Source organism: Amycolatopsis regifaucium, assembly GCF_001613935.1.
Lineage (GTDB): Bacteria > Actinomycetota > Actinomycetes > Mycobacteriales > Pseudonocardiaceae > Amycolatopsis > Amycolatopsis regifaucium.
This window is the reverse complement of sequence record NZ_LQCI01000034.1, coordinates 349031-361542: the sequence shown is the minus strand read 5'-3', so window position 1 is coordinate 361542 and position 12512 is coordinate 349031. Positions and strand designations below refer to the sequence as shown.

At 68.4% G+C, this 12512-nt stretch carries 16 protein-coding genes; 6 read left to right on the top strand and 10 right to left on the bottom strand.

Going from position 1 to position 12512, the window contains the following annotated elements:
• Nucleotides 1–21 precede the first annotated feature (21 nt).
• Nucleotides 22–1029, bottom strand: coding sequence for a hypothetical protein (locus AVL48_RS25515; RefSeq protein WP_061980398.1), 1008 nt, complete (start codon nucleotides 1027–1029; stop codon nucleotides 22–24).
• A gap of 95 nt (nucleotides 1030–1124) precedes the next feature.
• On the opposite strand from AVL48_RS25515, the gene AVL48_RS25510 reads away from it, so the two are divergent.
• The gene (locus AVL48_RS25510; RefSeq protein ID WP_061980401.1) at nucleotides 1125–1916 is read left to right on the top strand and encodes a DUF2470 domain-containing protein; all 792 of its coding nucleotides are present in this window, start codon (nucleotides 1125–1127) and stop codon (nucleotides 1914–1916) included.
• On the opposite strand, the gene AVL48_RS25505 is transcribed toward AVL48_RS25510, so the two are convergent.
• Nucleotides 1913–2374 carry a PPOX class F420-dependent oxidoreductase gene (locus AVL48_RS25505; protein WP_061980402.1) on the bottom strand — a complete coding sequence of 154 codons (462 nt, stop codon included), beginning with the start codon at nucleotides 2372–2374 and terminating at the stop codon, nucleotides 1913–1915. The two genes, AVL48_RS25510 and AVL48_RS25505, sit on opposite strands and share 4 nt — an antisense overlap.
• A 23-nt stretch (nucleotides 2375–2397) precedes the next feature.
• Between AVL48_RS25505 and AVL48_RS25500 the strand changes: the two genes are divergently transcribed.
• From AVL48_RS25500 to AVL48_RS25490, 3 genes are all read left to right on the top strand, one after another.
• Entirely contained in the window at nucleotides 2398–3195 is a 798-nt protein-coding gene (locus tag AVL48_RS25500) for a CPBP family intramembrane glutamic endopeptidase (RefSeq protein WP_061980404.1), read from the top strand.
• A 13-nt stretch (nucleotides 3196–3208) separates the two neighbouring features.
• On the top strand, nucleotides 3209–4420 hold the full coding sequence (locus tag AVL48_RS25495; protein ID WP_074038227.1) for an arginine deiminase: 1212 nt from the start codon (nucleotides 3209–3211) through the stop codon (nucleotides 4418–4420).
• 156 nt (nucleotides 4421–4576) lie between these two features.
• Nucleotides 4577–5128, top strand: a complete 552-nt coding sequence (locus AVL48_RS25490; protein ID WP_061980408.1) for a ferritin — start codon at nucleotides 4577–4579, stop codon at nucleotides 5126–5128.
• A gap of 81 nt (nucleotides 5129–5209) precedes the next feature.
• On the opposite strand, the gene AVL48_RS25485 is transcribed toward AVL48_RS25490, so the two are convergent.
• The 4 genes from AVL48_RS25485 to AVL48_RS25470 all read right to left on the bottom strand — a co-directional run bounded on the left by AVL48_RS25485 (nucleotide 5210) and on the right by AVL48_RS25470 (nucleotide 8084).
• Nucleotides 5210–6043, bottom strand: a complete 834-nt coding sequence (locus AVL48_RS25485; RefSeq protein WP_244162528.1) for a hypothetical protein — start codon at nucleotides 6041–6043, stop codon at nucleotides 5210–5212.
• A gap of 2 nt (nucleotides 6044–6045) precedes the next feature.
• Nucleotides 6046–6558 (bottom strand): SigE family RNA polymerase sigma factor, encoded by a 513-nt coding sequence (locus tag AVL48_RS25480; protein WP_061980628.1) that lies wholly within the window; start codon nucleotides 6556–6558, stop codon nucleotides 6046–6048.
• Between the two features lie 205 nt (nucleotides 6559–6763).
• Nucleotides 6764–7117 (bottom strand): DUF952 domain-containing protein, encoded by a 354-nt coding sequence (locus tag AVL48_RS25475; RefSeq protein WP_061980411.1) that lies wholly within the window; start codon nucleotides 7115–7117, stop codon nucleotides 6764–6766.
• Nucleotides 7118–7199: 82 nt separating this feature from the next.
• Nucleotides 7200–8084, bottom strand: coding sequence for a DUF5926 family protein (locus AVL48_RS25470; protein WP_061980629.1), 885 nt, complete (start codon nucleotides 8082–8084; stop codon nucleotides 7200–7202).
• Between the two features lie 632 nt (nucleotides 8085–8716).
• Here AVL48_RS25470 and AVL48_RS25465 point away from each other — a divergent pair.
• Complete coding sequence (locus AVL48_RS25465) at nucleotides 8717–8956, top strand: hypothetical protein (protein ID WP_061980413.1); 240 nt, start codon at nucleotides 8717–8719, stop codon at nucleotides 8954–8956.
• A 74-nt stretch (nucleotides 8957–9030) separates the two neighbouring features.
• Nucleotides 9031–10200, top strand: coding sequence for a cytochrome P450 (locus AVL48_RS25460; protein WP_061980415.1), 1170 nt, complete (start codon nucleotides 9031–9033; stop codon nucleotides 10198–10200).
• A gap of 52 nt (nucleotides 10201–10252) precedes the next feature.
• On the opposite strand, the gene AVL48_RS38005 is transcribed toward AVL48_RS25460, so the two are convergent.
• The 4 genes from AVL48_RS38005 to AVL48_RS25440 all read right to left on the bottom strand — a co-directional run bounded on the left by AVL48_RS38005 (nucleotide 10253) and on the right by AVL48_RS25440 (nucleotide 12392).
• Nucleotides 10253–10690, bottom strand: a complete 438-nt coding sequence (locus tag AVL48_RS38005; RefSeq protein WP_063816495.1) for a type II toxin-antitoxin system VapC family toxin — start codon at nucleotides 10688–10690, stop codon at nucleotides 10253–10255.
• A 26-nt stretch (nucleotides 10691–10716) separates the two neighbouring features.
• Nucleotides 10717–11001: a hypothetical protein gene (locus AVL48_RS25450; RefSeq protein ID WP_061980417.1), complete on the bottom strand. Its 285-nt coding sequence runs from the start codon at nucleotides 10999–11001 to the stop codon at nucleotides 10717–10719.
• 75 nt (nucleotides 11002–11076) lie between these two features.
• Nucleotides 11077–12015: a DUF4328 domain-containing protein gene (locus tag AVL48_RS25445; protein WP_061980419.1), complete on the bottom strand. Its 939-nt coding sequence runs from the start codon at nucleotides 12013–12015 to the stop codon at nucleotides 11077–11079.
• Between the two features lie 26 nt (nucleotides 12016–12041).
• A complete protein-coding gene (locus tag AVL48_RS25440; protein WP_039794049.1) occupies nucleotides 12042–12392 on the bottom strand; it encodes a rhodanese-like domain-containing protein in 351 nt (116 codons plus the stop codon).
• Between the last annotated feature and the right edge of the window lie 120 nt (nucleotides 12393–12512).

Here is a 12512-nt window from a genome sequence, read left to right as displayed (position 1 = left end):
TCGCGGGGTCGGGAGGGTTCGTTACCGCCCGAATTTGACCGGCCCGAAAACGGCGTGACCCGGCACTCCGGCCTTCGTGGTCTTCCCGGCCACCGGTACCCCGAGTACCCAGAGCTGTCCGGTGACGGCGATGTTGGCGGCGAGCGAGGGATCGGAACCACCCGCCCGCACCGAAACCTCGCGGCCGTCCGGCAAGACCGTCCGTCCCTTCACGGTGACCATGCCGAAGAGATTGACCGACGCCGGCCCGCACACCACGAACAGCTCGGTCCATCGCGGTTCGGGCACCGGCCTGGACAGCACGAGCGCCGCGATGGCGAGGCCGGTCGTCGCCAGCACGCAGAGACCCGCGAAGACCTGCGCGTCCAGTACGAGGACGCTGCGGCGGTCCGGGAAATCGACGGCCACCCAAACCGAGAAGGCGGCCGCCACCAGGGCGAGCCCGGCGGTGAGGAGGTAGTAAGACGCCAGCAGCCGTCGTTGCAGCGAGAGCAGCCGTCCCGGCGAGACCGGCTCCGCACCCAACGGCGTCGAGCCCTTCGGCGGAGCGTCGCGGAAGGAGCCGCGCCGGGCGGCGATGACGCCGGGAAGCAGGACGAACCGGCCCAGCACCCACAGCCGTCGTTGGGCCGCGAGTTGCGCGCGAAGCGGGGCAGGCAGCCGTACGACCAGCCAGCGTCCGTCGAGCGGCACGCTCACCTTCGCCCCGGCGACGACCGCTCCGTCCAGCCCGTTCACCAGGTGGAACGGCTGGTGAACGAGCTTCCGCATCGACAAGGATCCGGCCACGGCGAGGAAGCCGTAGTAGGCCGAAACCGGTGTCATGTAGACGAGGAGGAAGACCGGCACCGCGATCCCGAACCGGCCCGTGAACAGCAGGATCACGCCCAGCACGGCGAGCAGTCCGGCGGCGCAGGCCAGCGTGCCCGCGGTGACGGCCGAACGATCGAGCGTGTTCACCAAGATCGGCAGGTTCTTCGCCGGAATCCCTTCGGGTGGTTCGAGCACCCGGCTTCTTCGGTCTTCCACCTGGTCAACGTATACGGGCGAGCGGAAACGTGATCGAGGCTACTTCCGTTCGATCCGGAGATCAGGTTAGGCTCACCTAACTTAGGAGGTGAGCCGTGACCACACCCACGTCCATCCGCCGCCCACCGGCGCCGAACCCCGCGGAACGCGCGAAGACGATCGCCACCCGCAACGGACCGGCGACGTTGACCCAGACCGCTGAACAGTGCGACCAGCCAGGACAGTACGGGCGCGTCATCCCCGTCCTGCATCACGTGCACACGAGCGGCAGCGTCAGCATCCTCCTGCCGGACGAGCACCACCTGGTGAAACGCTCGCACGAGGCCCAGCGCGGCGAACTCGCGGTGATGGTGGAGCTGACCGACCAGGCCCCGGTCGACCTCCGCGAACCCGTCCGAGGGCTGCTGTGGATCACCGGCTGGCTCCGCCCCCTCTCCGAGGTCTCCGCCCGCGCCCGCGCGGTCACCATCGCCGAAACCCGGCCGGACGAGCGCCTGCTCGACGTCGGACACGGCCTGACGCTACTGAGGCTGACCCCGGCGTCTCTGGTGCTCGCGGACGCCGAAGGCACGCACTCGCTCCGGCCGCATATGTTCAGCGCCGCGCCACCGGACCCGTTCCACGACTACGAGGCGGGCTGGCTGCGGCATCTGGAGACCGACCACGCGGACGTCGTCCAGCAGCTCGCCAAGCACGTCCCCACCGCACTGCGCGGTGGGCGGATCCGGCCGCTCGGGCTGGACCGCTACGGGCTGCGGCTGCGGGTCGAGGCCGAATCCGGCGACCACGACGTCCGGCTCGCGTTCTCGCGCCCGGTCGAAGGGCCGCCGCAGCTCGCGGCCGAGATCCGCCGCCTGATCGGCTGCCCGTTCTTTTCGGAGGATTAGGCCAGCTCCGCCGGAAAGCCGCCCTTGGCGACCGGGCCCCAGGACTCGATGGTGACGCGGATGATGCTCTTGCCCTGCTTCACCATCGCTTCGCGGTACTCGTCCCAGTCGGGATGCTCACCCGAGATCGCGCGGAAGTAGTCGACCAGCGGCTCGACCGAGTCAGGCAGGTCGAGGACTTCGGCGGTGCCGTTCAGCTGCACCCACTGGCCGTTCCACTCGTCGGAGAGGACACAGGCGGACACCTTCGGCTCACGACGGATGTTGACGACCTTCGCCCGCTTCGGGTACGTGGAGATGACGAGGCGGCCTTCGCCGTCGACGCCGCAGGTCACCGGCGAGAGCTGGGGGCCGCCGTCGGCCTTGGTGGTCATCAGGATGGCGCGATGACGGGTGGTCAGGAAGTCGACGAGCGCGGCACGGTCGACGGTTTCGTTGGTCGCGATGCTCCTTGGCATGCCTCGACGGTAGCGTGCGGCGAATGAGCTGGCTGCGTCCCGAACGCCCGGCGCTGCCGGAATTCGTGGAAGATCCGGCGCGCCGCCGCGCGATCGTCATCGAACTGGTCGTCGTCTTCGGTATCACCCTCGGCCTGTCCGGGCTGCGGAGCCTGCTGTCCCTTGTGGACTCGCTCCTGCAGCCGGTTCCGCTGGCGCAGCAGCAGGCCCAGCTCAACGTCCCCCAGGCGACGCTGAGTCTGGTCGACCTGCTCAAGCAGCTGTTGAGCGCGGGCCAGCTGGTCGGCTGGGGTGCGCTCGGGCTGTACCTGTTGTGGCGCGGCGGGATGAAACTCGCGCAGATCGGGCTGGACCGGCAGCGCCCCGGCCGCGACATCGTCAACGGCCTCCTGCTCGCCGCTGTGATCGGGATCCCGGGGCTGGGGCTGTACTTCCTGTCCTACCGCCTCGGGTTCAGCCTCTCGGTGCAACCGTCCACTTTGGGCGAGACGTGGTGGCGTCCGATCACGCTGACGTTGTCGGCTTTCGGCAACGCGTTCGCCGAAGAGGTGCTCGTCGTCGCCTATCTGCTGACCCGGCTGCGGCAACTCGGGCTGCGCGAGAACACCGCACTGGTCGCGTCGTCGGTCCTTCGCGGCTCGTATCACCTGTATCAGGGATTCGGCGGTTTCGTCGGCAACGTCGTCATGGGCCTGGTGTTCGGCAGGTGGTGGCAGAAAACGAACCGGTTGTGGCCGCTGATCGCCGCGCACACCGCGCTCGACTTCGTTTCGTTCGTCGGATACGCGCTGCTCAAGGGGCGAGTTTCCTGGCTTCCCTAGCTACTGTGAACCGGTGATTGACGAGACGACTCCACCCCGAGTTGACAGCGAAGTCGGCCCCCTGCGTGCGGTGCTGCTGCACAGGCCCGGCAACGAGCTCAAAAGGCTCACGCCTCGCAACAACGACCAGCTCCTGTTCGATTCCATCCCCTGGGTGGACCGCGCGCAGGAGGAGCACGACGCGTTCGCCGAGGTGCTCCGCGGCCGCGGTGTCGAGGTGCTGCTCCTGGCGGACGCGCTGCGCACGGCGCTCAGCGACACCCGTGCCCACGCCGCCGGCGTGCACGCGGCCGTCGACGAGCGGCGGCTGGGCGTCGACCTGGCCGATTCGCTGCGTTCCCATCTGTCGAGCGTGTCCCCCGAGGTGCTGGCCGAGGCGCTGATGGCCGGGATGACCTTCGAAGAACTGCCGGCCGCCGAGGGGGTCTCGCTGGTCCGGCTGATGAACCATCCCAACGACTTCGCCGTCGATCCGCTGCCGAACCTGCTGTTCACCCGTGACTCGTCGGCGTGGATCGGCGACCGGGTCGCGGTCTCCTCGCTCACCATGCCCGCCCGCGTCCGCGAGACCGCGGTACTGGACCTGATCTACGCCTATCACCCGTGGTTCCGCCACGCGTCACGCGCGTACGGCGCGCATTCGGCGCCGATCGAGGGCGGCGACGTCATGCTCCTCTCGCCGGGGGTCCTGGCGATCGGGGTCGGCGAGCGGACCACCGCGGCGGGCGCGGAATCGCTGGCGCGGTCGGTGTTCGCCGACGGGATCGCCCACACCGTGCTCGCCGTCCCGATCGAGCAGACCCGCGCGACCATGCATCTGGACACCGTCTGCACGATGGTCGCCGCCGACGCCGTCGTGATGTACCCGCTTTCCCGCGATTCGCTCACCGCGTTCACCATGCGGCCGACCGACGACGGTTCCATGAAGGTGGAAGGACCGGCCCCATTCCTCACCGCGGCCGCCGAAGCGATGGGAATCGACCGGCTGCGCGTCATCGACACCGGACTCGATCCGGTCACCGCGGAACGCGAGCAATGGGACGACGGGAACAACACGCTCGCGCTCGCTCCCGGCGTCGTCGTCGGCTACGAACGCAACGTGGAAACCAATGCCAGGCTTGAGGAAGCGGGCATCGAAGTACTGGCCATCACCGGCTCCGAACTGGGCTCCGGCCGCGGCGGGCCGCGCTGCATGTCGTGCCCGATCCGGCGCGAAAGCATCTGAATCAGTAATCAAGTAAGCCTTCCCTAATCGATTTACCTTGATTAGGGAAGGCTTACTTAATTGAGGTGAACCTAGTATTGGGAATACTAACCTAATAAGAGGTAGATCACCAGGCAAAAGTGGAAATCGATTAGCGAATGACGTATTGTCGAATGCATGGCCCTCATCAAGAAGCAACCGCGCTCGAAGTTCTATGAACTGCTGCAGGCGCAGATCCACAACGAGTTCAACGCCTCTCAGCAGTACATCGCGCTGGCGGTCTGGTTCGACGCCGAGGACCTGCCGCAGCTCGCGAAGCACTTCTACAAGCAGTCCGTCGAGGAGCGCAACCACGCCATGGCGCTGGTCCAGTACATGCTGGACACCGACCACCACGTGGAGATCCCCGGCACCGGCGACGTGCGCAACACCTTCTCCGACGTCACCGAGCTCATCGAGCTCGCGCTGCAGCAGGAGAAGGACGTGGCGACCGACATCCAGCAGCTGGCCAAGGCCGCCCGCGCCGAAGAGGACTTCATCGGCGAGCAGTTCACGCAGTGGTTCCTCAAGGAGCAGGTCGAAGAGATCTCCCAGATGTCCACGCTGCTCAACATCGTCAAACGCGCCGACGGCAACCTGTTCGAGGTGGAGAACCACCTGCACCGCGAGTCCATCGGTGACAGCGGCGCCGACTCGGGGATGCCCCCGGTCGCGGGCGGGGCGCTCTGACGCACTGACCGCTCTCCCACCACAGGGAAAACCCGGGCTCTCCCCCTTGGAGCAGCCCGGGTTTTCCGCGTTCGGGACGGCTCAGCCGAACTGGCAGCCCTGGTCGAGGCTGGTCAGCAGGATGCTGACAGCGGATCCGTCGTCGGACAGGAAGATGCGGTACGCGCTCACCGCGCCGGCGGGCGCGACGTAGGCGGCGCCGTCCTTGGTGCTGCCGGGATAGGCCGCGAGGATCTCCGCCTCGGTCGAGCCGACCCCGATGCCCTCCGGGGTGTGCACCTTGCCCGCCGGGTTGATGACGGTGATCCCGGCGCTTTCGGTCAGCGAAACCGACGTCGGCCCCGGAACGGCGGATCCCTCCGCGTAGCCGTACGTGCAGGCTCCCCGGACCTGCTTCGTCCGAAGCGGCCCGGCGGCGGCCTCGGCCTCGGCCTCGCTCATCCCGAGCCGGAGCTTGCCGAAGCCGGTGGCGGTCAGCAGCGCGCCCGTGGTCACCTTGCCCTGCGCGGGCGGCTTCGTGGCCGTGGGGCTCTTCGGCGGCTTGACGGACCCACCGGGGGCCGTCGACGGCGGCGGTGCGGACGCATGGATCGACGACGGCGCCGACGAGTACGCCGGCGGTACCGAGCTCGCCGGTCCCGGCGGCTGCGGGATCGGCGAAGACACGCCCAAGCTGAGCTGGTCACCCGGGAAGGCCGCGCCGTTGTCCGTGTCGTGGATCGTGAACACCGTGAGCCCGCCACCCAGCATGACCACCGCGGCGGCCATCCCGGTCGTCGTCTGCATCATCTGACGACGACGGCGGCGACGCTTGGCGCCCGCCACGATCGTTTCGGGATTCAGCGTGGACGACGCGCCCAGCCGCTCGTCTGAGAACAGGTCGCGCAGCTTCCGCTGCACATCCTCCTCGGACATGTTCATCCCGCTTCCCTCCCTTCGTTCTTGGGCTCGATCAGCGCCAGCTTCGTGCGCAACGACGTGATCGCCTTGCTCGCCTGGCTTTTCACGGTGCCCTGGCTGATGCCGAGCGAGTCCGCGATCTCCGCTTCGGACAGGCCCTCGTAATAACGCAGGACCATCACCGCTCGTTGCCTCGGCGGCAGCGCGCGTAACGCCTGCCACAGCGGTTCGTGCTCGAACGGATCGGCCTGGCTGTACGGCTGCGTGTCCGGGAGGTCGGCGACCAGGTTCTCCCGTTTGGTCCGGCGCCACCGGCTGACGTGCGCGTTGGCCATCGAACGGCGGATGTAGGCCATCGGATCGCCGGTCTTGTGCTGGACGTAGGACCAGCGGGAGCCGATCTTCTCCAGCACCGTCTGGACCAGGTCGGCGGCGTCGTGCGGATTGCCGGTGAGGGCGTGCCCGTACCTCAGCAGACCCGGCAGGCTCGCCCGCACGAAGTCGCCGAAGTCGGTGAGTTCACCCGGCACGTCCCTCCCTCGGGTCTCGCCGGACGCCCAGACATCCGTCCCCGAGATGACCGTCGCGGCAGCGGTCACCGTATCGCCTCCTCCCGGGTCCACTCGGCCAGGCATGTCTGGCTCGCCTCTCCCGAAACGCATGGCCGCCCCCGCAGGTTGTCTCTTACCGAGAACTAGTTCGAGAGACGCCCATCTGGGTGAGGAATTGCCCGCCTCAACGTCTCGACAAGGAGTCGGGAATTCTGAACGAACCGTCCCCCCGAACAGGGAATTCGTGCACGGCCACCACAGCGTTACGCGGAATCGGTCCGTACACGTGCGGGAACTGGATACCCGCCGGATGCGGCGGGTCGCCGTCCTCCCAGACGACGGGCGCGCCGACGAGCGCCGGGTCGATCTCCAGCAGCACGAGATCGGTCCGGCCGGGGAAGACGGCGTTGGCTGGGATGTGCGCGGTTCCCGGGTCCGAGCAGTGGATGAAGCCGTCGGAGTCGAGGGACGGGGCGGTGTAGACGCCGCCTTCGGGCACCGCCGCCCAGTCACCCCGCGCGCAAATATGAAGGATCACGCGACCATCCTGACGCATTTCGTCCTCTGAACGCGGTGGTTGCCTGCGCGACCACCGCATCCAGAGGACGAAACGCGAGGGGTCAGCGGATGGTGAGCTGGCGGCCGATCAGGCCGTCGCGCGAGCGGCGCTCGGTGGCGTTGAGCGGCTCGGTGTCGAGGGACTTCAGCGCGGCTTCGAGACGGACGCCGAGCTGGTCCTTCGCGTCGGCCCATTCGCGCGCGTGGGCCTCGGGGTCGAGGTCCCACACCGGCACGAGCAGGCCGTGCGCGCGGAACGAACCGGCGTAGCGGGAGCCTTCCCCGAGGTTCAGTTCACCGGCCGCGGACAGCCGCGCAAGCGCTTGCAGCAGCAGGTTCTCCGGCTCGGGGCGGACCCAGCGCAGGTGCGCCTTTTCGCCGGCGAGCACCCAGTACGCACCCGCGCCGAGCCGTTCGGTCGGCATGATCGCCGCGTTCGCGCGCTCGAGGGACAACGCCACGTCGCCGCTCGCGTCGGCGTCCTCGGGCAGCCACCAGGCGAAGTCGTTGAAGAGCGTGACGTCGAGTTCGACGCTCGTGTCGAGCAGGTCCTGCAGACGGGCCTTCTCATCGGCGGTGGGCGGCGTCGTGGTGTCCGGCACGGACAGGACGTCACCCTCCTTGGCGTCCAGTACCCACTGGAGCGCGCGGCCGAGGTCGCGGCTGATGTCCGAAGACCGGGTCTGCACCTGCATCCCGAGGTAGCGCTCGCCGTCGGACCGGACGAACGCGGCCGCCGCCATCGGCAGCACCGTGCCGAGGGTGACCTTCTCGTCGGAGCCCGCCAGCTTGAGCGACGCCGTCGCCGAGGGCACGAACTCGCGCAGCGCGATCAGCTCGGCCTCCGCCGCGAGCCCCTCGAAGGGCTGGCCGACGAAGACGTCGCGCACCTTCGGCTTGCGGTCCGAGGTCGTCTTGGGACCCTTCTTGCGCGAACCCTTGCCCACGTCAGCCTCCTCAAAGCTCGGTGGGAACGCTATCGCGGGAAGGACGGGAGGCTCGTAAGACCCCCGCCCTTCCCGCGTGCGATCAGGACCGCGAGGGCGGAGCATCAAGACCCCACCCGCGCCGCCACCCCGGCTCCCGGCCACCCCCGCCATCAGCCAACCGGCGGGAGCCGACTCCTCGACCGGCGCTTCGCCGGCGAACGCGGTCGCGGGCAGCAACGCGAGTGCGGCGGCGGTCAGACCGGCGAAAAAGGGCATGACGAATACGCATGGAAATACCGCAGTTCTCTTGAAGAATTACCCCAGACTGAAAGAACTTCCGGACCAGACGGCCACGGAAATCCCCTTGCCGTCCAGCGCTTCCGCGTTCCGACACCCCTGGAGACGCCGAGGCCCCCGCCAGTTCGGCGGGGTTGGTAACGGAACCGTCTTGGATGACACCCTGTCTCGCTCGAATCGACCGGATCGGCCGGTTCCAGCGGCCATTCGGGTGTCACGGAAACGTGTCCGAAAAGGGTTTTCACCATCCGGACGATCGAACCGCGGGTGACCAGCCTGCCCTTTTCCACTCGCCACGACTAACAATGATCATGACGCCATCCGGGTGTCGTAGTACAGGGAAAGGATCACTGATGAGCATCTTCAAGCGCCGGGCCACCTTGGCCGCGTTGCCCGTGGCACTCGGGCTGTTGCTGGCCGGGCCTGCCGTGGGCACGGCCTCGGCCACGTCCTCGGCCGACTCGTCCGGATCAGCCGACCAGGCACGCTGTCTGCTGCTGTGTTCCAGCTATAGCTACCATTACCATCCGTATTGGTACTATCACCACCAGCACCCTTGGCACCACGGCTCGCTCCTGGGAATCGGGCTGTAGCCCCGGTCGCGGCCGTGGGCTCCGCGTCGGGGCGGACACCCTGGCGCGGAGCCCGGCCAGGTTAGAGTCGGCGAGTGTTCGACCCTCGCGATCCCGCTTTCCTCGCCGATCCTTATCCCGCCTTCGCCGCGTTGCGTGAAACCGCCGACGTGCACCGTCACGAGGGGCTCGGCATCGCGGTGGCGGTGTCGCACGCCGCTTCGGCCGCGGTCCTGCGGCATCGCGGTCTCGGCCGGATCTGGGAGGACGCCCTGCCGGTGGAGCGGTTCGCGTCGTTCAACCTGCTGCACCGCAACTCGCTGCTGGAGAACGAGCCGCCCGCCCACACCCGGTTGCGCCGGGTGATCGCGGGCGCGTTCGGGCGGGGGCACGTCCAGCGGCTACGGCCGATGGTCGCCGAACTCGCGGACGGCATGGTCGACACCCTCGCCGCCGAGATCGCCGAAACCGGTTCGGCCGACCTGCTGGCGCATCTCGCGCAGCCACTGCCGGTCGCGGTCATCGCGGAACTTCTCGGCGTCCCGGTCGAGGACGGGCCGCGCATGGTCACCTGGTCGAATCACGTCGTCAAGATGTACGAGTACGGCCTCGCCGAAGAGAAGCGGGACGCCGCCGAAGCCGCCGCTGCGGAGTTCGTCGAGTACCTGCGCGACATAGCGAAGCAGCGCGCGAGTTCCCCTGGTGACGACATCGTCAGTGATCTTCTGCGCAGCGAACTCACCGAAGACGAACTGGTCGCGACCGCGGTCCTGCTGCTGATGGCCGGGCACGAGGCGACGGTGAACGTCATCGGGAACGGCGTCAACGCGCTGCTGACCCACCGCGACCAGTGGGAACGGCTGGTGGCGTCCCCGGAGCTACTGGACCCGTGCGTCGAGGAGCTGATCCGCTTCGACGCGCCACTCCAGTTGTTCGAGCGGACGGCGACCGCCGACGTCGAGATCGCCGGGTTCCGGGTGGCCGAGGGCGAGAAGATCGGCGCGCTGCTCGGCGCCGCCGCGTGGGATCCGAAGGTGTTCGACCGGCCCGACACCCTCGACATCGGCCGCACGCCGAACGCGCACCTGGGCTTCGGCATGGGCATCCACTACTGCGTCGGTGCCCCGCTCGCGCGGGTGGAGATCGCGGCCGCGCTGCATTCGCTGACCACGAAGCTGCCGGACCTGCGACCGGCCGGGCCGCCCGAACGGCGGCCGGAGTTCGTGATCCGCGGCCTTCGCTCGCTACCGGTGACCATGGCGTAGCGACGGCTGCCCGCAGCGCGACACCAAAGGTCCCTTGCTCTCTTCCCGCAGGTCAGCGGGCAGATTGGGGGTAAAGCATGAAGTGAGAAACGTGCACCGGCTTGATGTGCTCGAAATGCCGACGGTCCACCGTGGCCACCTCGACCGTTTTCAACCGTTCCGCCGTGGCCACGACCGCCGCGTCGGCCAGGCCGAGCGGCCAATCCGAGTACTGGCGCATCAGCACGGCCATCCGCCGGAAATCGTCGTCCATGGGGTGATAGATCGCGAACTGCGGCGAGCGCATGAGTCCTTCGATGAACGCGGCCTCGGCCTCGCCGCCGAGATACTTCTCGATGTAATGGCATACCTCGGTCAACACCAGTGACGGCACCAGCAGATCGCGCATGGGCACGGTCTCGAGCCATGCGACCACCGCCTGATGGTGATCATCTTTTCGGCTGGCCATGGCGATGAGCGGACCAGCGTCCACCACGATCGGACGCGCCATCGATCTTCGCTCGTTCCCGTCGTGAATCAGGTGACATCCTGGTCGCGCACCACGGCCTTCACACGCTCGGACGCATCAGCGGGAAGATCGAACATGCCCAAGAAGGACGGCAGCGAATGCGGCTCCGACGTCTCGTTCGCGACCGGCTCAGGCCTGCGGATCCCATGACCGGTGAGTTTTGTGCGCCCCGTAGCGGGTTTGGTCGCCCTTTTCGCCTTTACCGCGGACGACTGGTACCGACCGCTCGCAGCAGACCTCGCCCGGCCGGTCTCCCCGGCGGGCAGGTCACACTCCTGCTGCTCGCTGTTCATACCTCCATGTTACCGAACGACCCGCTTCCAGCAGGGTGCGTAGCTGCGCATTCGACGTTCAGTGGAGAAGTCGCGTCAGCGCACTGAAGAGGCCGGACGCTCACGCCGGTCCGGGTCCGGAGCCCCATCCACCTTCAGTACGCGAAGCAGACGAAGCCGCTTCTCCGACACAGGCGACAGGAGGCCGGACATGCGTTTCACGAGCAGCGCCGTCACCACGGCCAGGCCCGCGGCGGCCAGATCGGTCAGCGCGACCAGCACGACCCCGTCCGCCAGCGCCTGGACGCCGTCGCGGAACCGCCAGACGATGACGAGCCCGAGCAGCACCCAGTTGATCACCCAGACGCCCCACCAGAGGAACACGAGCCGCGACGGCTTCGGCCGCGTTTCCCGCGTGCGGCGCAGGACGGCGTGTTCGAGTTCGGCGACGACCGGCAGCACCATGATCAGGTTCACCACCGGCGCCAGTACGAACGTGAGCACCTGCCACTGCCTTCTCGGCGGTGTCTCGCCGGAGGCGTCCGCGGCGGCGTGCCGGGCCACGAGCAGCCACCACACGGTGAGTCCGGACGGCAGCAGCGAAAGGATCGTCGTGAGCAGGCCGGTGGTGACCACGAAGCCGTCGGAAACGGTGACCACCGAGGTCGACAACGCGGAGTCGCGGCTCTGCACGAGCAGGACATAGCGCCAGATCTCCGAGGCCGACGCGGCGAGCGCCAGTGCGGCGAAGGTCCAGAGCACCGGCAGGAGGCTGCGCTTGATGACCTGGAGCCGTTCCCCGGCGGTGATCTCGCCGGACGCCGTGCCGGGAACCGCGGTCGGACGGCGCCAGACCAGGTTCGGGAAGCCCCACCGAGGCGGGACCGGATAGGACGGCGGCCCGGAGTAGCGCTCGGCCACCGGTTCGCGCCGCTGCGGCCAGGCGCCGGGCGGCGGCGAAGCGACCCAACGGAGCCGTTGCCGCACCGGTTGATATCGCGGCTGCTGCATCGGCGCCGGACGCACCGGCGGCATCGGCGGGTAATGGCCTGGCTGCACGGTTACAGCACTTCGGGTTCGACGCCGGGATGGTCGCCGACCATCGGGCGTCCCTCCTGCTTCCAGGAACCCATCCCGCCGGCGACGTTCACCGCGTCCCAGCCGCTCGCGTTGAGCCACGCGGCGGCGCGGGCGGACCGGCCGCCGCTGCGGCAGATCACGTAGACCGGCTGGTCGTCGGGCAGTTCGTCGAGTTCGCCGACGCGCGCGGGCAGCTCACCCATCGGGATGTGCTTGGCCCCCGGGGCGTGCCCGGCGGCCCACTCGTCGTCCTCGCGGACGTCGAGTAGCGCGACGCCGTCCTTGGGCAGATCACGGACGGCGACGGTCGGGATGTCAGCAGGGCTCACCACCCTCCCATCTTCCCATCCCGCCCCGTTGCGCGCGCGTGAAGAACGACTCAGTGCTTGACGGCCTTTTCCGCCCCGACGCCGGTGAGGGAGCGGACCTCCATCTCGGCGTACTTCTCCTGG

Excerpts from the sequence above, each read along its gene's own strand:
- AVL48_RS25505 (WP_061980402.1), bottom strand. The coding sequence starts at position 2,374 with ATGCCAAGGAGCATCGCGACCAACGAAACCGTCGACCGTGCCGCGCTC.
- AVL48_RS25485 (WP_244162528.1), bottom strand. The coding sequence starts at position 6,043 with ATGTCCGAGGAGGATGTGCAGCGGAAGCTGCGCGACCTGTTCTCAGAC.
- AVL48_RS38005 (WP_063816495.1), bottom strand. The coding sequence starts at position 10,690 with ATGGCGCGTCCGATCGTGGTGGACGCTGGTCCGCTCATCGCCATGGCC.
- AVL48_RS25465 (WP_061980413.1), top strand. The coding sequence starts at position 8,717 with ATGAGCATCTTCAAGCGCCGGGCCACCTTGGCCGCGTTGCCCGTGGCA.
- AVL48_RS25490 (WP_061980408.1), top strand. The coding sequence starts at position 4,577 with ATGGCCCTCATCAAGAAGCAACCGCGCTCGAAGTTCTATGAACTGCTG.
- AVL48_RS25500 (WP_061980404.1), top strand. The coding sequence starts at position 2,398 with ATGAGCTGGCTGCGTCCCGAACGCCCGGCGCTGCCGGAATTCGTGGAA.
- AVL48_RS25445 (WP_061980419.1), bottom strand. The coding sequence starts at position 12,015 with ATGCCGCCGGTGCGTCCGGCGCCGATGCAGCAGCCGCGATATCAACCG.
- AVL48_RS25450 (WP_061980417.1), bottom strand. The coding sequence starts at position 11,001 with ATGAACAGCGAGCAGCAGGAGTGTGACCTGCCCGCCGGGGAGACCGGC.